Here is a 19,882-nt window from a genome sequence, read left to right as displayed (position 1 = left end):
GGGATGTTTATCAGATACTACTCTTCACTTTTATTATCTAAATTTGAATTAATTGCTGAATTTGCTAAAGGTAGATTATATTTTTGTCTTATTGTATTTTCAATTTCTAAAGCTACTTGAGGATTTTCCTTTAAATAATTCTTAGCATTTTCTCTTCCTTGACCAAGCTTTATATCTTTATACGAGAACCAAGCACCACTCTTTTGTATTATGTTGTTATTTACTGCCACATCTAAAATATTTCCTTCTTTTGATATACCTTCACCATACATTATATCAAATTCTGCTTGCTTAAAAGGAGGTGCTACTTTATTTTTTACAACCTTAACTCTTGTTCTACTTCCTAAAACATCTTCACCTTGCTTTATTGAATCCACTTTTCTAACATCTAACCTTACAGATGCATAAAATTTTAGTGCTCTACCTCCTGGAGTGGTCTCTGGACTACCAAACATTACACCTACTTTTTCTCTTAATTGATTTATAAAAATAGCTACACACTTTGACTTATTTATTGCCCCCGCTAATTTTCTTAATGCCTGTGACATTAGCCTTGCTTGTAATCCTACAAAGGCATCTCCCATTTCGCCTTCAATCTCTGCCTTTGGTACTAATGCAGCAACAGAGTCAATAACAATGACATCAATTGCACCTGATCTTACTAATGCTTCAGCTATTTCAAGTGCTTGCTCTCCAGTATCTGGTTGAGATACCACTAAATTTGATACATCTACACCAAGCTTTGTTGCATATGTAGGATCCAATGCGTGTTCTGCATCTATAAAAGCTGCAGTCCCTCCATTTTTTTGTGCTTCAGCAACTATATGAAGAGCTACTGTTGTTTTACCTGATGATTCTGGTCCATATATTTCTACTATTCTTCCTCTTGGAACTCCTCCAATTCCTAATGCTATATCTAAATCAAGAGAACCTGTTGAAATTGCTTCAACATTTAACTTTGAATTTTCACCTAACTTCATTATTGAACCTTTTCCAAATTGTTTTTCAATTTGGCTTAACGCTAATTCCAATGCTTTTTGTTTTTCATTCATATTTTATCCTTCCTTTCCCGAACATCTGTTCTTATTATATAACATTTTTTTCTGCTGGTCAATATTATTATTTTTGTATTCATTATCACTTTTGATATTGTCATATATTACATAATAACATTTTAATAATAAAAGGAATAAGAGTAAAATAAGGTTACTCTTATTCCTTTGAATTTATAAATTTTCTATTTTTTTTAATATAATCTATACCCGAAATAATTGTTATAATGGTTGCTATATACATCAAATATATGTATATATTAAATTCTTTATATTTTAACTCAATTAGAGCAGCAATTATTGCTATGATTTGAGTGACAGTCTTAAGTTTTCCCCAGTTGCTTGCAGCAATAACATTCCCTTCAGAAGCAGCCACCGCTCTTAATCCTGTTATTGCAAATTCACGAGCAAGAATTATCACAACAAGCCATGACGGTATTATCTGACGTTCTACTAAAGCAACTAATGCGGCAGTAACTATAAGTTTATCAGCTAATGGATCTAAGAATTTTCCAAATTTAGTTATTTGATTTCTATTTCTTGCTATATACCCATCTAAACTATCAGTTAAAGCTGCTATTATAAATATTATTGTTGCAATCCAATTACCATATGGTATTTTAACTAATAGAAAAAATAAAAATAGTGGAACTAAAAATATTCTTGATATTGTTATCTTATTTGCTAAATTCATTAACATCAACTCCTAATAAATCATAATTATAAGCCTTTGTTATTTTTACACTAACAATATCACCTCTATTATAATCTTTACTTGCATCAAAATAAACTGTTTGGTCAATCTCTGGAGCATCAGCATATGTTCTTCCAAAATACATTCCTTCATTTGTTTTACCATCAATAATTACATTAACTTCATTTCCAATTAATTTCATATTTTTCTCTAAAGCAATTTTGCTTTGGATTTTCATTAATTTTTCTTTTCTATAAGTTTTAACTTCATCACTTATTTGATTATCAAGCAATGCTGCTCTTGTACCTTCTTCCTGTGAATATTCAAAAATACCCACTCTATCTAATTTATATTCCTTTATAAATTCAACTAATTCATTAAAATCATCATCAGTTTCATTTGGAAAACCTACTATCAATGAAGTTCTAATTACTGCATCAGGAATGTTTTTTCTTATATTATCTATTACATTTAATATTTTTTGCTTTGTTGTCCTTCTATTCATTAACTTTAATATTTTATCGCTTATATGTTGTATTGGCATATCAAAATATCTACATATTTTTTGACTATTTTTTATAGTTTCTATAAGTTCATCATCTATCTCCTCTGGATATGAGTACATTACCCTTATCCATTCTATGCCTTCAATTTTCTCAATTTCCTTTAATAACATTGACAATGATTTCTTTTTATATATATCTATTCCATACATAGTTGTATCTTGTGCAACTATAATTAGTTCCTTAACACCTATATTTGCTAATTGTTTTGCCTCTTTTATTATATCTTCAATTTTTCTGCTTCTATATCTGCCTCTTAATTGAGGAATTATACAGTAACTACAATTATTATTGCATCCTTCAGCAATTTTTAAATATGCATAGTGATTAGGTGTAGATAAAATCCTTTCATTATATTCTAAATTATAATTTATATTTCCTACTTTTACAATCTTATTATTTCCTTTTAATATATTATTAACAACTTCAACTATATTTTGATAATTACCTGTACCAACCACAGCATCTAATTCTGGCATTTCATTAAGTAAATCTTGCTTATATCTTTCTGCCATACATCCAGTTGCTATAACAGCTTTACAATTACCCTCTTGTTTGTTTTGTGCCATTTCCAATATTGTTTCTATTGATTCCATCTTAGCAGATTCTATAAAACCACAGGTATTTACTATAATAATATCTGCAATCTTTTCATCATTTACAATCTCAAATCCATTTTGCTTCAATTCGTGTAACATAACCTCTGCGTCAACTCTATTCTTATCACAGCCTAACGAAATCAATCCGACTTTATATTTCATCAAAATCAACTCCTTTTCTATTTCCTGGGCAATTATTGCTAATTATTTAATATTATCTCCTTTTTACTCATTTTTACTCCATTTTTATTAATTTTACTTCTTTTATTATATTTTGATTTTATACGACAAAAATCAACCTCATATATTTTATAATATATGAGGTTGATTTACAATATATATTAATATTTTTCTACATCTTGTTTAGAAATTAGTACTTGTCTTGGTTTACTTCCTTCTTGTTTACCTATTATTCCCCGCAATTCCATTTCCTCAATTAACCTTGCTGCTCTATTAAATCCTATTCTAAGTCTTCTTTGTAACATTGATGCTGATACCTGACCACTTTCAACCGCAATATTTATTGCTTCGTCTAAAAGTTCATCTTCAAATTCTCCATTACCATCTGATGAACTATTAATATTTTTTTCAATATCATCTATTATCTCTTCTTTATAGTCTGTACTACTATTATTCTTTAGATACGATACAATATTTTCAACTTCTTTATCAGAAATAAAAGCACCTTGAATTCTTATTGGTTTACTTTCACCAATTGGCATAAAGAGCATATCTCCTCTTCCCAATAATTTTTCAGCACCAGCCATATCTAATATAGTTCTTGAATCAACTTGGCTTGATACTGCAAAGGCAATTCTTGATGGAATGTTGGCTTTAATAACACCAGTTATTACATCAACAGATGGTCTTTGTGTAGCAATTACTAAATGCATACCTGCTGCTCTTGCCATTTGAGCCAGTCTACATATTGCGTCTTCTACATCATTAGGGGATACCATCATTAAATCTGCTAATTCATCAATTATTATAACAATTTGTGGTAACTTTTTAGTCGAATCAATATCTTCCATTAGTTTATTATATCCTTCAATATTCCTTACATTATTTTCAGCAAACAATTTATATCGCTGGGTCATTTCATTTACTGCCCAATAAAGTGCAGAAGCTGCTTTTTTAGGTTCTGTTACTACCGGTATCAATAAATGCGGTATTCCATTATAAACTGATAATTCAACAACCTTAGGATCAATAAGTAACATCTTTACATCATTAGGAGATGATTTATATATAATACTTGTAATTAAAGTATTTATACAAACACTCTTTCCTGAACCAGTTGCACCTGCTATTAGTAAGTGAGGCATCTTAGATAAATCTGTTACGATGCATTTACCTGTTATATCTTTTCCTAATGCAAAAGATAGATTTGATTTGAATTCTATAAATTCCCTTGATTCTAATACCTCTCGTAATGTTACTGGGACAACTTCCTTATTAGGAACTTCTATTCCAACTGCAGATTTACCTGGAATAGGTGCTTCTATTCTTACCGATGATGCTGCTAAATTTAAAGCTATATCATCCGCTAAATTTACTATCCTGCTAACTTTAACACCTGCATTTGGTTGTATCTCATATCTTGTTACAGACGGTCCTCTATTTACCTGAATTACCTTTGCATCAACTCCAAAGCTATTTAATGTATCCTCTAATAGTTTTGCATTTTGTAATAATTCCTTCTTATCCTGTAGTTGCCCTTTATATTTATTTTCACAAAGAAGCTCTAATGGTGGAAATTTATAATCAATTATATTATTTTTTCCTTTACTTATTTCTTCATTAAGATTATCGACTGCTGTTTCCTTCTCTTTTTTATCATTTTGTTCTTGTTTTGAATCTTTAGTATCCTTTAAAAAATCAACTATTTTTATCTTTTTATCAATTTTTTCTATATTTTCTTTAATGTCTTTTACATCAATACTATCTTTATTATCATATTTTTTATTTTCATTTTTATCAGCTTCATCTATAACTATTTCTTTTTTATTTTTCATTTTTATAAACATCAATTTAATATTAGTAATTAAAGGTATTAATATAGATCTCTCTGTTATTAATAAAATAAGTACAATTGATATGCATACTAATATGATGTATGTACCTACTTCTCCAAAAGCATATATCATCGGTGTTGCCAATAATTCACCAATAATTCCGCCACCTTTATTATCAATTCCGTTCAAATATGAATCTTTTAATTTATTTAAAAACTTCCCATTAGTGTTTTCTGAAGAATATGGTACTGTTAACATAACATTTATTATGTATAATAATAATGATATATAGTAAAATTTGTTATTAACCTTAATCTTACCCCTCTTTACTATAAATATAAGGCCTACAAATAAAAAATATAACGGAAATATGTAGGCACCAAGTCCAAACATTCCCAATACAAAATCTCTAATAATTATTCCTGCAATACCTGAAGGTTTAATATAGATGCTTAAGCCAATAATTAAAGAAATACCAAAAATCACAACACCATATATTTCTTTTTTAACATTATTGTTATTATTGCTTACCATTCTTTTATTTTTCCTTGCCATCCTATCACCTCTTAAACTTTCTCCTATTTAGAAATATAACATATTAACAAAAAAAAGCAAATGCTATTTTATGCATTTGCTCTATCAACCATATCTCTCAGTTTTTTATATGCTTCACCTATTCCACCAACTTCATCTATTAAACCTAATTCAACTGCCTGATTACCTATTAGTATGGTACCCATATCATTTAAAAGCTCATCTGTCTCAAGCATTAACTCTCTTAACTTTTCTTTAGAAACTTTACTATTTCTTGTGATAAAACTTAATATCCTATCCTGCATTTTTTGAAAATAGGCAAATGTTTGTGGAACTCCTATTACTAAACCATTCATTCTTATAGGATGTATTATCATTGTAGCTGTTGGTGATATAAATGAATAGTCGGTCGCTACTGCAAGAGGAACACCTATACTATGTCCACCACCAACTACAAGTGAAACAGTTGGTTTTGTAATACTGTTTATCATTTCAGCTATCGCAAGTCCTGCTTCAACATCCCCTCCCACAGTATTCAAAATAACCAAAAGTCCTTTTATATTAGGGTTCTCCTCAACATTAACAAGTTGAGGAAATATATGTTCGTATTTTGTTGATTTAGTTTGAGGAGGTAATACTGTATGTCCTTCTATCTGTCCTATAATCGTCATAGTAAAAATGTCAGAAGTAAATGGTGCTGGAGGATAATTTCCTAATTCTTTTATATTTTCAACTTCATTAGCGTCCTTTTTGTTTTTATTATCATCAGGCTCTTCATTTTTTATTATAAAACTCATACCATCACCTCTTTATTAGTCTAACCAACATAAAATTAATTTATAATCCTTTAAACTAACAAGTGATAAAAATTATCCTCTTTTATTAGTAGATAGTAGACAATAAATATAAATTGACTAAATATTTATATACAAAAATTATACGCTTTGAAGAAATTCACTGAAAAATGAATAACAATAGTAAAGGTCCCTACAATTCAATGTAGAGACCTCTTAAATATTATTACAAATCAAATGCCTCGTGTAGAGCTTTTATAGCTGATTCAGTATCTTCTTCCTTAACTAAGCACCATATAGTTGTATGTGAATCCGCAGTTTGTAATACCTTTATATTTCTCTCCTTCAATGCCTTTAGTATTTTTGCCATAATTCCAGGTGTACCACGCATTCCATTTCCTATAACTGCTATTTTACTACAATTTGACACTACTTTATATTTTATTTTTAGCATTTCTAATATCTTTATGACACTTTCTTCTTGTTTTGAATTTACTGTAAACACTCTATAATCTGGAAATACATTTATTAAGTCAATACTTATTTTATTGTTTGCCAATACTTCAAAAATATCATCAGCATTTTGGCAACTTTCATCATATTCTATACTAATTTGTGTTCTTGATGACATATGTGTTATGCCAGTTATAATTCTTCCAATATTTTCACGTGAAATTGTAATTAGGGTTCCTCTACTATTACTCATCGTATTTTTTATATATACAGGTATATTTGACTTCATAGCATACTCAACAGCTCTTGGATGAATAACTTTAGCTCCTTGATCTGCAAACTGAAAGACTTCATTATAGCTCATAGTTTCAATTAAATGTGCGTTGCTAACTATTCTTGGATCAGCAGTCATAATACCATCTACATCTGTATATATCTCTACAAAATCAGCTTTTAATGCAGCACCAAGTGCTGTACCTGTTATGTCACTACCTCCTCTACCCAATGTTGTAATTTCACCACTTTGAGTCATACCTTGAAAACCAGCCACAACAGGAATATAACCATCATTTATAGTGTTAATAATTCTATTTGTATCTATTCTTAAAATTTCAGCATTTCCAAAGTTATCATTTGTTACAATTCCAGCCTGTCCCCCAGTTAAAACCCTTACCTTTAACCCTCTTTTTGATAAAACTTCTGATAACACAACGCAAGAAATAATCTCACCACAAGACATCAATATATCATATTCTCTCTTTTCTAAATATGTTTTTTCATTATCAAGCAATGATAGTAGTGTATCAGTTGCATAGGGATCACCCTTTCTACCTATCGCTGAAACAACTACAACAGGCTTATACCCCCTTTTTATTGCATCTAATACTTTGTCTGCAACCATTTCTCTTCTTTGATGTGTTGAAACTGAAGTGCCTCCAAACTTTTGAACAATAATTTTCATAGCAGGGCCTCCTCTAGCCATTTGATAACACTACTATATAATACTAATTATATTTAAAATCTGTTATCAAAATTTAGTCTTTAAATCAAAAAGAATTGTTTTAGCGAATACATTTATTCTCTTATTCCAAGGAATCTCCATATAATCTCTATTCTTAAATGAAAATAGTGAAAAATTTGATGCTGTAATTAAGCTTTCAATCTCACCTGTTAACCTATTAAAAACAATATCACAGTCACCAATTGTGCCAAATTTACTTCCTTCCGATACATCAATAATTTCAAGTTCCATCAAATCTGAAAATCTTTTACTCATATACTCATCCCCCTTTACTATATAATTATATGAAAAAAGATGGTTTATAGACCTGTTGATCCAAAACCATCTTCTCCTCTTAAAGTACAATCTAAATTTTCTAATTCCTCTATCTCTGGAATAACGACTTGATTTATTACCATTTGAGCAATTCTATCTCCCCTTTTTACTACAAAGGGTTCCCTGCCTAAATTTATTATAATCACACCTATTTCGCCTCTATAGTCACTATCAATTGTACCAGGTGAATTAACTAATGCTATACCATTCTTTAGAGCCAAGCCACTTCTTGGTCTAATTTGTGCTTCATATCCCTTTGGTAAACTTATTGAAATTCCTGTTGGTATAAGATTTATTTCCATAGGCTTAATAACCAAATCCTCTTCTACATTTGCATATAAATCCATACCACAGGATCCTTCAGTCATAAACTTTGGAAGTGGCAAATCTTTAGCATTTTCAAGTCTTTTTATCTTAAGCTTCATTTTCTACCCCCAAATCAACTTTTTATATTTTTCTTCTTCAACATTTTTGCCAACTATTGCAGCTGACTTAATTCCATTAGAGAATATTTTATCAATTATTCTTCTAATATCTTCTTCTGTTATTTTATCTATTTTGCTTAGAACTTCAGAAGGTTCGTATACCTTATTTTGTAATAAAAGTGACTTACCCATACTAAACATTCTATTTGCAACACTTTCTAAACCTAAAATATAATTGCCCTTGAGTTGTTCTTTTGCTTTAAGTATTTGTTCTTTATCTATACCTAATTTACATAAATTGTTTATTTCCTCTTTAATATATGAAATTGCTCTTTCTACATTATTCTCATTTAATGCAAAATATATGTTGAAGGAACCACAATTTATATATGATGAAGGGAAAGAATATATAGTGTATACTAAACCATTTTCCTCCCTTAATCTTTGGAATAAACGCGAACTTGTTCCTCCTCCAAAATAATTATTTATTGCTGACAATGTATATATCTCTTCATTTCCAAGCTCAATTCCATCTAAAGACAATCCAATATGTACCTGTTCAATATCCTTTTGTTTTACCAATATACTATTATTAACCTTTGGAGAAGAAATACTTAAGTCTTGTAGTTCATCTAAATCATTTTTGTTAAAATAACTTTCTAATTTTTCTATAACTTTATCTTTTTCAAAATTACCCGCAATTGCAATGACAATGTTTTTATAATTGTAGGTTCTTCTCATATAACTTACTATTTTTTCTTTAGACATATTATCAATTGTATAATGTGTTCCTAAAATTGTATATGATAAGCTATCTCCATCCCAAGTAGCCTTAGATAATAAATCACCAACTAAATCCTCTGGAGAGTCTTCATACATATTTATTTCTTCTTTAATTACACCTTTTTCCTTCTCTATATCATCTTTATTCATATTTGCATTTAACAACATATCCATTAAAACATCGATTGCTATATCTATATGTTGGTCTATCATCTTTACATAATAGCAGGTTGCTTCTTTACTTGTAAAAGCGTTTATTTGTCCTCCAAGCCCCTCTATATCCTCTGCAATTTGTTTAGCTGTTCTATTTTGAGTTCCCTTAAACATCATATGTTCTATAAAATGAGATATGCCATTAATTTCTTCACTTTCATATCTTGAACCACTTTTTACCCACACACCAACGCTAACAGAATTAACATAAGGTATATGTTCTAAAACTACGCGTATTCCATTATTTAAATTTAAAACTTGATACATATTAACCTCCTGTATATAACTAAAAATTAGGTTTTAGCTCTTCTACATATATTATGCGGCTTAATTTTAATAAATATCTAACTTTCCAAACTTTAAAAGGATTAATTAACTATACGTTATAAAAAAAGGCTTATAATAAGCCTTATTCTTTGTCCTTATCTTTGGTTTCTTCTTTTTTAATTGCATCTTTTCTTGATAGGTTTATTCTTCCTTGATTATCAATTTCTGTTACCTTAACTAATATTTCATCTCCAACATTTACAACATCTTCTACTTTATTTACTCTCTCGTGAGCTAACTTTGAAATATGTACTAATCCCTCTTTACCTGGAAGAATTTCAACAAATGCACCAAATTGAGTTATTCTATTAACTCTACCTAAGTAAATCTCTCCAACCTGTACATCCTTTGTTATTCCTTCAATTATTTTCTTAGCCCTTTCACCTGATTCAATGTTTGGTGCACAAATATATAATCTACCATCATCTTCTGTATCTATTTTTACACCTGTATCTGCTATTATCTTTTTAATTGTTTTTCCACCTGGTCCTATAACATCTCTTATTTTATCTGGATCTATTAGCATATGTATTATTCTTGGTGCATATTTTGAAAGCTCTTTTCTTGGTTCAGCTATAGTTGATAGCATTGTATCTAATATTTTTAATCTTGCTTCTCTTGCTTGCATAATAGCCCTTTTAATAACATCCTCTGGTAATCCCTTTATTTTTGTATCAACTTGGATAGCTGTAATTCCTTTTTCTGTACCTGCTACTTTAAAGTCCATATCACCAAAGAAATCTTCAATTCCTTGTATATCAGTTAATATCTCTGCTTTTGTTAATTCTTCGTCTGTAACAAGTCCCATAGCTATTCCAGCAACAGGCCTTTTAATTGGAACTCCCGCATCCATTAGAGCAAGTGTACTTGCACAAACACTGGCTTGCGATGTTGAACCATTTGAGCTTAAAACTTCAGATACTAATCTTATAGTATATGGGAATTCCTCTTCTGGTGGTATTACTGGTTCTAATGCTCTTTCTGCTAAGGCACCATGACCAATCTCTCTTCTTCCAGGACCTCTCAAGAATTTAACTTCACCTGTTGAATATGGTGGAAAATTATAATGGTGCATATAACGCTTAAATTCTTCATCACCAAGTCCATCAAGTATTTGTACATCACCAAGTGCTCCTAAAGTTGCTGCTGTCAATACTTGTGTTTGTCCACGTTGGAATAATCCTGAACCGTGTGTTCTTGGTAATATACCTACTTCACAGTATAAAGGCCTTATTTCATTAAACATTCTTCCATCAGGTCTTCTCTTCTCTTCTAAAATCATCTTTCTTACATGTTCCTTCATTATTCTATACATAACATCGTCTATATCTTTTTCAGCATCTTCAAAAACTTCAGCAAAATGAGCAAATACTTCTTCTTTAACTAAATCAACCTTTTCTTGTCTTTCTTGTCTATCTGTATATTGCATTGCTTCCCATAATTTATCAGTAGCATATTCCCTAACAGCAGTTTCAATTTCATCTGGAACTTTATAAAGTTGTGGAATTCTTTTTTCTTTACCACATTTTTGTGTAACTTCTTCTTGGAATTTTATCATTTCCTGACAAGCATTAAAACCAAACATTATAGCATTAAACATATCTTCTTCTGGTATTTCTTGCCCACCAGCTTCTATCATCATTACTCTTTCCTTTGTTGCTGATACTATTAAATGAAGATCACTTTCTTCTCTTTCCTTTGCTGTTGGATTAACGACAAAATTTCCATTAATCCTTCCTACTAAAACTGCTGCACAAGGACCTTCAAAAGGTATGTCTGAAATACATAAAGCAAGAGATGCCCCATTCATTGCAACAATTTCTGGTGGATTGTCAGGGTCTACTGATAGAACAGTACAAATAACTTGAACATCATTTCTATAACCCTTTGGAAATAGTGGTCTTATTGGTCTATCTATCGCTCTTGCTGACAATATTGCCTTTTCTGTTGGCTTTCCCTCTCTCTTTATAAAACCTCCAGGTATCTTACCCACTGCATATAATCTTTCTTCATAATCAACACTTAATGGGAAAAAGTCTACCCCTTCCTTTGGTTCTTCTGATGCATTTGCTGTAACTAAAACAACAGTTTCACCATAGCTAAATAAAACTGCTCCATTTGATAGTAATGCATATTTTCCGATATCTGCTTTTACTTCTCTACCAGCGATGTTTGTTGTAAAAATATTATGCATCTAATAGCCTCCCTTCTTATTCCTCTTTTATTATTATTTCATAAAAATTATAATTTAAACATTTCTTACAATAATATTATACCATATATTGCACATTTAGAAACAGGTTTAAAAAATAGAGCGGATTTTCCGCTCTATTTTTTAAGTTATTATTTTCTAATTCCTAAATCTTGAATTAGTTGACGATACTTTTCAAGGTCAGTCTTCATTAGATAGTTTAATAGACCTCTTCTCTTACCAACCATCTTTAAAAGACCTCTTCTTGAATGGTGGTCTTGCTTATGAACCTTTAAGTGTTCAGTTAAATGATTAATTCTTTCTGTTAAAAGTGCAATTTGTACTTCTGGAGAACCAGTATCTCCTTCATGTCTCTTGTACTTGTTGATAATTTCTTGCTTAATTGTCTTATCCATTGTTACACCTCCTAAATTATTAACCCCTTGTGCAAGGTTAACGCCGGTGCTACGATAACTTTGCACAGGTTACAGACAAATTATATCAAAAGGATTGTTAATTGTAAATACATATTTTTATATGTTTCTTGCTATAATAATATCTTCTTGTATCCTCTTCTTGAGATTAATTATGCTATCAAACTTCTGTTCATCTCTAATAAATTTTAAAAATTTAACCATTATTTCCTTACCATATAAATTTATGTTTGTATTAAATAGGTGAGTCTCTAATACTTTTTGTTTTCCATTAAATGTTGGTTTAATACCTATATTTGATATAGAAGAATACTCCTTACCATTTATTACTGTTTTAGTTGCATAAACACCATTTCTAAGTGCAATTCTGTCATCAACATAGATATTGGCTGTTGGATACCCCATTTCTCTTGCTATTTGGTTTCCTTTTTCAACAGCTCCATAAATACTAAATTCATATCCTAAAAGTTCATTAGCTTCTATTATTAACCCTTTTTCTAACTTTTCTCTAATTGCTGAGCTGGAAACTTTAAATCCATTTATTTTTATTTCATCAACAACTTCTAAAGAATACCCATAATTATTTGCATACATTCTTAATAAATCAATATTACCTTTTGCCTTTTTACCAAATTTATAATCAAAACCACATACAACCTTTTTTATACCAATATTATTTATTAAAAAATTTATAAAATCCTCTGGATTAAGATTAAGCAATTCCTTATTCGTTTTTAATAAAATAAGATAATCTGGTGAAAGTTCTTCAATTAATTTTATTTTTGTCTTGTTTTCAGTTATTATTTTATGCTTTTTATCTGGATATAAAAATTCATCAGGATCTTGTTCAAAAGTCAATACTACACTTTTAGTTTTATTAATTTTTGCATCCAATACTGCTCTTTTTATTATTTCCCTATGTGCAATATGCACCCCATCAAACATCCCCAATGCAACTGTAGTATTATAATCTAATAAAATATTTCTAAAATCTTCATTAATTATCTTCATACAAAACACCTTATATTAATATTTTATCAGGTTTAAGTCTATTTTTTTGAATTATACCTATACCTAAAAAAGTTTCATTATTACTATATATCCTATAGTATTTATCCTCTAAATTCATTTCTAAAAAGGCCCCATTTAAAAACTTTTTAGTTTGATTTTCATTTAATTTAATTATGGGATATTCAAGAACATCGTCGATAGTTAACATAATTTTTTTTATGTTTTCTATTGTTATATCATCTAATAAGACTGAATTATCAATTGTAAATTTTCCAGATTGTGTTCTTAAAAGGAAACTCATATATGCACCATATCCAACTTTTTTACCCAAATCGTTGCATAGGCTTCTAATATATGTTCCCTTTGAACAGTGTATCTTTAATAAAGCACTTTTTTGGTATACTTTTAATATATCTATACTATATATATATACTTTTCTACTGGGAATTGCAAAGGATTCCCCTCTCCTTGCCAATTCATAGGCCCTTTGTCCATTTATTTTTATTGCTGAATATGTTGGAGGAGTTTGTTCTATTTCACCTACAAACTCATCTGTAACCTTTTTTAATTCATTATACTCTAATTCAAAATCATTATTGTACTCTTCTATAATTTTTCCATATTTATCAAATGTATCAGTAACTTTCCCAAACGTTACTTCACATATATAGGTTTTATCTTGTGAAGTTATATACTCAACAATTTTTGTAGCCTTTCCAATACATATAGGCAGCACCCCTGCAGCACCTGGATCTAATGTTCCAGTATGTCCTATTTTTTTTATATTTAATCTTTTTCTTAAGAAGGATACTACATCGTGTGAAGTCATTCCTGGTGGCTTTAGAATATTAATTATTCCATTCATTATATTTCACCCAAGCCTTTTTTATTTCATCAATTAATTCCTTTTCAATTTCATCTATTGATTTATTTTTGATTGTACAGCCTGCTGCCTTTATATGTCCTCCTCCTCCATATTTTAAAGCAATATCTTTTACATCGAAATAATCCTTAGATCTAAAACTAATTTTATAGGTATCTATATCAACTTCTTTTATTAAAATTCCTACCTCAACACTTTCTATATCCCTAACTATATTAACAAGTTCACCAGCTTCATCTTCCTTTGTTTGACATTCTTCTAACATTTGTTTTGTAAGCTTCATTGTTGCTACCTTACCATCTAAATAAATCTTTAATGTAGATGTAACCTTAGAAATTAATTTTATACCGTTTAAAGTTTTTAAATCCATTATCCTGTAATAGATATTTGTAAAATTTATTCCTGTATCTATAAGATCGGCTACTATCCTCATTGTCTTTGATGATGTATTAGAAAATTTAAAGCCTCCTGTATCAGAAACAATAGATGTGTAAAGGCATTCAGCAATTTCTTTTGTAATTTTATAATTAAGATTTTTATACAATTCAAATAAAATTTCTCCAACACTCGATGCCTTTGCATCAATTATATTTATATTACCAAAGCTATTATTTGTTATATGATGGTCAATATTAATTATTATATCCGTTCTATTTAACAAATCTTTGCATTCACCTAATCTATCCTCATCACCACAATCTAAAACAAACAAACAATCATACCTGCTGTTTGACTGACTAATATTTTTTATATTATAAAAGCCGCTTAAATATGAAAATTTATAAGGAGCTTGGCCTTCAACAAAAACATCAACATTTTTATTCAAATCTATTAATAAATTATAAAGACTAAGAATAGACCCCATACTATCACCATCTGGTGAAGTATGGGATACTATTGCAAAGTTATTTAGGGAGTCAATAATTTTTTTTAGTTCTTCAAGCTTATTCATTTTTGTTTATCTCCCTTAATATGTCATTTATTTTCATACTGTATTCAATTGACTCATCAAGCTCAAAAATCAATTCTGGAGTATATCTAATTTTAATCCTATTGCCAAGTTCCTTTCTTAAAAAACCTGATGCACTTTTTAATCCTTCAATGCAGCTTTTTTTAGATTCATTATCAGCAAATACGCTAACATAAACCTTTGCATATCTTAAGTCCTTAGTTACATCTACGTGTGTAATTGATGTTAAAGGTGGAATTCTTGGATCCTTTAACTCATTTTGAACTATATTACTCAAAACCTTTCTTACTTCCTCTGAAAGTCTTGTATTCCTTTCAAATGCCATATAAATGCACCTCTTTACTTTCTTTCAACTTCTTTCATTGTATAAGTTTCAAAAACGTCTCCCTCTTTAATATCATTAAATCTTTCTATAGTTAATCCACATTCATATCCAGCAGCAACTTCCCTAACGTCATCTTTAAATCTCTTTAATGATGATATCTTTCCTTCATAAATCACTATTCCATTTCTTATAACTCTTATGTTATCATTTCTATTAACTTTACCATCTTCAACATAACATCCTGCAATTGTTCCAACTGATGAAACCTTAAATGTTTGTCTAACCTGTAATCTTGCAGTAACAACTTCTGTAAACTCAGGATCTAACATACCCTTCATTGCTGCTGTTATATCATCGATTGCTTCATAAATTATTCTATATGTTTTTATTTCAACACTTTCCTTTTCTGCCAGTTGTCTTGCCATTCCATCTGGTCTTACATTAAACCCAATTATTATCGCATTAGATGCTGAAGCAAGTGATACGTCAGTTTCAGTAATAGCACCTACAGCTCCATGTATAACTTTAACCTTAACTTCATCATTTGATAACTTCTCTAATGATTGTCTAATAGCTTCTACTGAACCCTGTACATCTGCCTTTACAATAATGTTAAGAACTTTAACTTTTCCTTCTTTAATTTGTGAGAAAAGATCCTGTAGTGAAACTTTTGCATTTGCAGCAAACATCTCTTCACGTTGTTTTTCTTTTCTTATTTCTGCAATCTCACGTGCAGTTTTTTCATCGGCAACAACATAGAATTTTTCACCAGCATTTGGTACTTCAGAAAGTCCTAAAATTTCAACAGGCATTGATGGGCCCACTTTAGTAACCTTTCTACCCTTATCATCAATCATCGCTCTAACTTTACCGTATGCTGTTCCTGCAACAACTGCATCTCCAACCTTCAATGTTCCTGCTTGTATAAGAGCAGTTGCAACTGGTCCTCTTCCTTTATCAAGCTTTGATTCAATAATTGTACCCTTTGCTGCTCTGTTTGGATTTGCCTTTAACTCTTGCATTTCGGCAACAAGTAAAATCATTTCAAGTAATGTATCAATTCCTTGATGTGTATGAGCTGAGACAGGTACACATATAGTATCTCCACCCCAGTCCTCAGCAATCAATCCGTATTCTGTTAATTCCTGTTTTACTCTATCTGGGTTAGCACCTGATTTATCAATTTTATTAATAGCAACAATTATTGGAACGTTTGCTGCCTTTGCGTGGTTTATTGCCTCAATAGTTTGTGGCATAACACCATCATCAGCTGCTACAACTAATATAGCAATATCGGTAACCTTTGCACCTCTTGCTCTCATTGCAGTAAAAGCTTCGTGACCTGGTGTATCTAAAAATACTATCTTTTGTCCGTTTACATCAACACTGTAGGCACCTATGTGTTGTGTTATTCCTCCTGCTTCATGAGCAGCAACCCTTGAATTCCTTATCGCATCAAGTAATGAAGTTTTTCCATGGTCAACGTGTCCCATTACTGTTACAACAGGAGGTCTTGGAAGCATATCTTCAGCACTGTCCTCAAAATCATTTATTAATACCTCTTCCTTTTCTTTAACCTGCTCCATCTCAAGTAGTATATTGTATTCTTCTGCTATTTTCTCAGCCACTTCAAAGTCTATTTCGTGATTAATTGAAGCCATAACACCCTTTAAAATTAATTTCTTTATTATTTCCGCAGCTGGCTTCTTAATCTTTTGAGCAAAATCACCAACTTTTATTGTTGGAGGAATAACAACAATTCCTACTTCCTCTTCATCATTTTTATTTTTTTCCTTAACTTGAGTTTGTTTAATTTTTTCACTTCTTGGTTTTTTTCTTATTTTTTCGTTCTTTGTATAATTATCATCCATTAATCCTAAATCATCAAATTCATTTACTTCATTGTGTTCTTCTGTTTTTATTGTTTCATTCTTTTCTTCACTTGATTCTTTTTGTTTTTTACCATTTAACTCTTCAATATACTCTTTTATTATATTAGCATCCTCGCCTTCAATCACGCTCATATGATTTTTAACCTCTATACCAAACTCATTATATAGAAGTTCTATAACTTCCTTACTAGATTTGTTTATTTGCTTTGCTAATTCATAAACTCTAATCTTTGACAATACTGTCACCCCCACTGTTATTTTCTTTAATCTTTTTTATAAAAGCTTCTGCAAAATTATTATCTTTGATCGATAGAACCGATCTCATTGACTTACCTATATAATAACCAATGTTCTCTTTTTCTCCAAAAATTAGATAAGGCACGCCAAAATTTTTTGCCATACTAATAAATTTCTTTTTTGTATTTTCACTTGCATCCTCAGATATAATTAAAAGCTTACACTTACCTTTCTTTATGTCTATTTCAACACCATCATCGCCAGAAGTTAGATTGCCTGACCTTTGAATAAGACCAAGAAAATTATATAATTTATTGTCCACTCTCTAATTCCTCCTTTAGCTTTTCATAAACCTCAGGAGATATTGTTACTTCTAATGCTCTTTCAAACTTTTTTGCCTTATATGCCTTCTCAAAACATTCAACATTTCTACAAATATAAGCCCCTCTACCTGGTGCCTTTCCTGTTAAATCAAGGTTTACTTCACCTTCTTTATTTCTAACAACTCTAATTAATTCCTTTTTAGGTTTCATTTGCATGCACCCAAGACACATTCTTTGAGGAATCTTTTTAACCTTCATTTTTTATTCCTCCTTACTAAATGTTGACTTGAGATTCACTTTTGATATCTATTTTCCATCCTGTAAGTTTTGCAGCAAGTCTTGCGTTTTGTCCTTCTTTACCAATTGCTAATGATAACTGATAATCTGGTACTACAACTCTTGCTATTCTCTCTTTTTCATCTAATATTTCTACACTTAATACCTTTGCTGGGCTTAAAGCATTTTCAATAAATTCTGCAGGATCTTTACTCCATTTTACTATATCTATTTTTTCTCCCTTTAGTTCATTTACAACATTCTGTACTCTAACTCCCTTTGGTCCAACACATGCTCCAGTTGGATCAACATTTTCATCCCTTGAGTAAACAGCAATTTTAGTTCTTGAACCTGCTTCTCTTGCAATACTCTTTATTTCCACTATTCCTTCATATATTTCTGGAACTTCTAATTCAAACAATCTTTTAACAAGCCCTGGATGAGTTCTTGAAATTATTATATTTGGTCCCTTAGTAGTCTTTTTTACTTCAACAACATAAAACTTTAACATATCTCCATGATTGTATGTATCATTTGGCATTTGTTCACTTGGATTTAATAATGTTTCTACCTTGCCAATATCAACAAGAACCTTATCCTTCTCTTTCTTTTGTACAACACCTGTTATAATATCATTTTCCTTTTCAACAAATTCTTCATATATTATCCTTCTCTCTTGTTCTCTTATTTCTTGAATTACACGTTGTTTTGCTACTTGAGCTGCTGCCCTTAAGAAATCCTTTGGAGTAATTTCAATATCAACTACATCATCTAAATTATACCTAACATCTATATTTCTTGCATCTTCCAAACTTATTTCCAATAAGTTATCATAAACATCCTCTACAACTTTCTTTTGTGCATAAACATGTATTTCACCAGTTTCTCTATTTATGGTTACCTTTACATTTTGTGATGTTCCATAATTTTTTCTATAGGCAGCCACTAACGCAGATTCAAGTGCATTAAATATAGTCTCCTCATCAATCCCCTTTTCCTGAACAAGTAATTTTATAGCTTCAATTAACTCAACTGAATTCATTATTATCTCCCCTTTCCACTCAACCTAATGAAATAAATATCATCAAATTTTATATTTTTGTCTTCACCATCAACATTTAAAACTATATTATTTTCACTATAATTTACTAATTTTCCAAATAAGGCTGTATAATTTTCATCGTTAAGCCTTACCTTAACATTTTTGTTAAGGGCTCGCTTTAAAGCCTTTTCTTCTTCAATAAGTTTTAATTCGCCTGGTGATGACACCTCAAAATAATAGCTAAACTCAATTGGATCAATTTTATCTAACTCATCACTTACTCTTCTACTAATTTTAGTACAGTCGTCTAATGTAACACCTTCTTCTTTGTCTATGTAAACTCTTAAATACCATTCACCTGATTCCTTTAAAAACTCTACATCAACAAAATCACAACCAAACTCTTCAACTATAGGCCTTGCTATTTTTTCCACTTCATTCTCAATTTTATTGAACATCTTATCCCTCCTTTATTATTTCTATTTTTTGTATACATCAAAAAATAATTCA

At 30.2% G+C, this 19,882-nt stretch carries 20 protein-coding genes; all 20 read right to left on the bottom strand.

The window, feature by feature from the left end:
• Nucleotides 1-17 precede the first annotated feature (17 nt).
• Nucleotides 18-1,052: a recombinase RecA gene (recA, locus tag BUB63_RS00905; protein WP_027307491.1), complete on the bottom strand. Its 1,035-nt coding sequence runs from the start codon at nt 1,050-1,052 to the stop codon at nt 18-20.
• A gap of 160 nt (nt 1,053-1,212) precedes the next feature.
• Entirely contained in the window at nt 1,213-1,746 is a 534-nt protein-coding gene (gene pgsA, locus BUB63_RS00900) for a CDP-diacylglycerol--glycerol-3-phosphate 3-phosphatidyltransferase (RefSeq protein WP_027307490.1), read from the bottom strand.
• The gene (rimO, locus tag BUB63_RS00895; RefSeq protein ID WP_341465366.1) at nt 1,730-3,073 is read right to left on the bottom strand and encodes a 30S ribosomal protein S12 methylthiotransferase RimO; all 1,344 of its coding nucleotides are present in this window, start codon (nt 3,071-3,073) and stop codon (nt 1,730-1,732) included. Before rimO ends, pgsA begins: the two co-directional genes overlap by 17 nt.
• A 176-nt stretch (nt 3,074-3,249) precedes the next feature.
• The gene (locus BUB63_RS00890) at nt 3,250-5,478 is read right to left on the bottom strand and encodes an FtsK/SpoIIIE family DNA translocase (RefSeq protein WP_073247626.1); all 2,229 of its coding nucleotides are present in this window, start codon (nt 5,476-5,478) and stop codon (nt 3,250-3,252) included.
• Between the two features lie 68 nt (nt 5,479-5,546).
• Nucleotides 5,547-6,254 (bottom strand): ClpP family protease, encoded by a 708-nt coding sequence (locus BUB63_RS00885; RefSeq protein WP_035165594.1) that lies wholly within the window; start codon nt 6,252-6,254, stop codon nt 5,547-5,549.
• Between the two features lie 223 nt (nt 6,255-6,477).
• Nucleotides 6,478-7,665 carry an aspartate kinase gene (dapG, locus tag BUB63_RS00880; protein ID WP_073247625.1) on the bottom strand — a complete coding sequence of 396 codons (1,188 nt, stop codon included), beginning with the start codon at nt 7,663-7,665 and terminating at the stop codon, nt 6,478-6,480.
• 66 nt (nt 7,666-7,731) lie between these two features.
• Nucleotides 7,732-7,980: a YlmC/YmxH family sporulation protein gene (locus tag BUB63_RS00875; RefSeq protein ID WP_035165593.1), complete on the bottom strand. Its 249-nt coding sequence runs from the start codon at nt 7,978-7,980 to the stop codon at nt 7,732-7,734.
• A gap of 44 nt (nt 7,981-8,024) precedes the next feature.
• On the bottom strand, nt 8,025-8,465 hold the full coding sequence (dut, locus tag BUB63_RS00870; RefSeq protein ID WP_027307485.1) for a dUTP diphosphatase: 441 nt from the start codon (nt 8,463-8,465) through the stop codon (nt 8,025-8,027).
• Nucleotides 8,466-8,468: 3 nt separating this feature from the next.
• The gene (locus BUB63_RS00865; protein WP_073247624.1) at nt 8,469-9,728 is read right to left on the bottom strand and encodes a M16 family metallopeptidase; all 1,260 of its coding nucleotides are present in this window, start codon (nt 9,726-9,728) and stop codon (nt 8,469-8,471) included.
• A 142-nt stretch (nt 9,729-9,870) separates the two neighbouring features.
• Nucleotides 9,871-11,982 (bottom strand): polyribonucleotide nucleotidyltransferase, encoded by a 2,112-nt coding sequence (locus BUB63_RS00860; RefSeq protein ID WP_027307483.1) that lies wholly within the window; start codon nt 11,980-11,982, stop codon nt 9,871-9,873.
• Between the two features lie 149 nt (nt 11,983-12,131).
• Entirely contained in the window at nt 12,132-12,395 is a 264-nt protein-coding gene (gene rpsO / locus BUB63_RS00855) for a 30S ribosomal protein S15 (RefSeq protein ID WP_027307482.1), read from the bottom strand.
• Nucleotides 12,396-12,512: 117 nt separating this feature from the next.
• Nucleotides 12,513-13,424, bottom strand: a complete 912-nt coding sequence (locus BUB63_RS00850) for a bifunctional riboflavin kinase/FAD synthetase (RefSeq protein ID WP_027307481.1) — start codon at nt 13,422-13,424, stop codon at nt 12,513-12,515.
• Between the two features lie 10 nt (nt 13,425-13,434).
• The gene (gene truB / locus BUB63_RS00845; protein ID WP_073247623.1) at nt 13,435-14,289 is read right to left on the bottom strand and encodes a tRNA pseudouridine(55) synthase TruB; all 855 of its coding nucleotides are present in this window, start codon (nt 14,287-14,289) and stop codon (nt 13,435-13,437) included.
• The gene (locus tag BUB63_RS00840; protein WP_035165592.1) at nt 14,273-15,259 is read right to left on the bottom strand and encodes a DHH family phosphoesterase; all 987 of its coding nucleotides are present in this window, start codon (nt 15,257-15,259) and stop codon (nt 14,273-14,275) included. The genes truB and BUB63_RS00840 overlap by 17 nt, the downstream gene beginning before the upstream one ends.
• Nucleotides 15,252-15,602, bottom strand: a complete 351-nt coding sequence (rbfA, locus tag BUB63_RS00835) for a 30S ribosome-binding factor RbfA (protein ID WP_027307479.1) — start codon at nt 15,600-15,602, stop codon at nt 15,252-15,254. The genes BUB63_RS00840 and rbfA overlap by 8 nt, the downstream gene beginning before the upstream one ends.
• A gap of 14 nt (nt 15,603-15,616) precedes the next feature.
• Nucleotides 15,617-17,731, bottom strand: coding sequence for a translation initiation factor IF-2 (gene infB, locus BUB63_RS00830; RefSeq protein WP_027307478.1), 2,115 nt, complete (start codon nt 17,729-17,731; stop codon nt 15,617-15,619).
• On the bottom strand, nt 17,718-18,053 hold the full coding sequence (locus tag BUB63_RS00825; protein ID WP_027307477.1) for a L7Ae/L30e/S12e/Gadd45 family ribosomal protein: 336 nt from the start codon (nt 18,051-18,053) through the stop codon (nt 17,718-17,720). The genes infB and BUB63_RS00825 overlap by 14 nt, the downstream gene beginning before the upstream one ends.
• Entirely contained in the window at nt 18,043-18,312 is a 270-nt protein-coding gene (gene rnpM / locus BUB63_RS00820) for an RNase P modulator RnpM (RefSeq protein ID WP_027307476.1), read from the bottom strand. Before rnpM ends, BUB63_RS00825 begins: the two co-directional genes overlap by 11 nt.
• A 16-nt stretch (nt 18,313-18,328) precedes the next feature.
• Complete coding sequence (nusA, locus tag BUB63_RS00815) at nt 18,329-19,372, bottom strand: transcription termination factor NusA (RefSeq protein WP_073247622.1); 1,044 nt, start codon at nt 19,370-19,372, stop codon at nt 18,329-18,331.
• A 2-nt stretch (nt 19,373-19,374) separates the two neighbouring features.
• Complete coding sequence (locus BUB63_RS00810; protein WP_027307474.1) at nt 19,375-19,830, bottom strand: ribosome maturation factor RimP; 456 nt, start codon at nt 19,828-19,830, stop codon at nt 19,375-19,377.
• Between the last annotated feature and the right edge of the window lie 52 nt (nt 19,831-19,882).

The organism is Caloramator proteoclasticus DSM 10124, assembly GCF_900129265.1.
Taxonomy (GTDB): Bacteria; Bacillota; Clostridia; order Clostridiales; family Caloramatoraceae; genus Thermobrachium; species Thermobrachium proteoclasticum.
The sequence above is the reverse complement of the archived record's forward strand: the minus strand, read 5'-3'. Positions and strand labels throughout refer to the sequence as shown.

What these genes read in the sequence shown, in the direction of transcription:
- pgsA (WP_027307490.1), bottom strand. Translation starts at nt 1,746, where the DNA reads ATGAATTTAGCAAATAAGATAACAATATCAAGAATATTTTTAGTTCCA.
- recA (WP_027307491.1), bottom strand. Translation starts at nt 1,052, where the DNA reads ATGAATGAAAAACAAAAAGCATTGGAATTAGCGTTAAGCCAAATTGAA.
- BUB63_RS00840 (WP_035165592.1), bottom strand. Translation starts at nt 15,259, where the DNA reads ATGAATAAGCTTGAAGAACTAAAAAAAATTATTGACTCCCTAAATAAC.
- BUB63_RS00890 (WP_073247626.1), bottom strand. Translation starts at nt 5,478, where the DNA reads ATGGCAAGGAAAAATAAAAGAATGGTAAGCAATAATAACAATAATGTT.
- nusA (WP_073247622.1), bottom strand. Translation starts at nt 19,372, where the DNA reads ATGAATTCAGTTGAGTTAATTGAAGCTATAAAATTACTTGTTCAGGAA.
- BUB63_RS00860 (WP_027307483.1), bottom strand. Translation starts at nt 11,982, where the DNA reads ATGCATAATATTTTTACAACAAACATCGCTGGTAGAGAAGTAAAAGCA.
- BUB63_RS00865 (WP_073247624.1), bottom strand. Translation starts at nt 9,728, where the DNA reads ATGTATCAAGTTTTAAATTTAAATAATGGAATACGCGTAGTTTTAGAA.
- BUB63_RS00850 (WP_027307481.1), bottom strand. Translation starts at nt 13,424, where the DNA reads ATGAAGATAATTAATGAAGATTTTAGAAATATTTTATTAGATTATAAT.
- BUB63_RS00810 (WP_027307474.1), bottom strand. Translation starts at nt 19,830, where the DNA reads ATGTTCAATAAAATTGAGAATGAAGTGGAAAAAATAGCAAGGCCTATA.
- dut (WP_027307485.1), bottom strand. Translation starts at nt 8,465, where the DNA reads ATGAAGCTTAAGATAAAAAGACTTGAAAATGCTAAAGATTTGCCACTT.
- dapG (WP_073247625.1), bottom strand. Translation starts at nt 7,665, where the DNA reads ATGAAAATTATTGTTCAAAAGTTTGGAGGCACTTCAGTTTCAACACAT.
- rpsO (WP_027307482.1), bottom strand. Translation starts at nt 12,395, where the DNA reads ATGGATAAGACAATTAAGCAAGAAATTATCAACAAGTACAAGAGACAT.
- BUB63_RS00875 (WP_035165593.1), bottom strand. Translation starts at nt 7,980, where the DNA reads ATGAGTAAAAGATTTTCAGATTTGATGGAACTTGAAATTATTGATGTA.
- rnpM (WP_027307476.1), bottom strand. Translation starts at nt 18,312, where the DNA reads ATGAAGGTTAAAAAGATTCCTCAAAGAATGTGTCTTGGGTGCATGCAA.
- BUB63_RS00885 (WP_035165594.1), bottom strand. Translation starts at nt 6,254, where the DNA reads ATGAGTTTTATAATAAAAAATGAAGAGCCTGATGATAATAAAAACAAA.
- rbfA (WP_027307479.1), bottom strand. Translation starts at nt 15,602, where the DNA reads ATGGCATTTGAAAGGAATACAAGACTTTCAGAGGAAGTAAGAAAGGTT.
- truB (WP_073247623.1), bottom strand. Translation starts at nt 14,289, where the DNA reads ATGAATGGAATAATTAATATTCTAAAGCCACCAGGAATGACTTCACAC.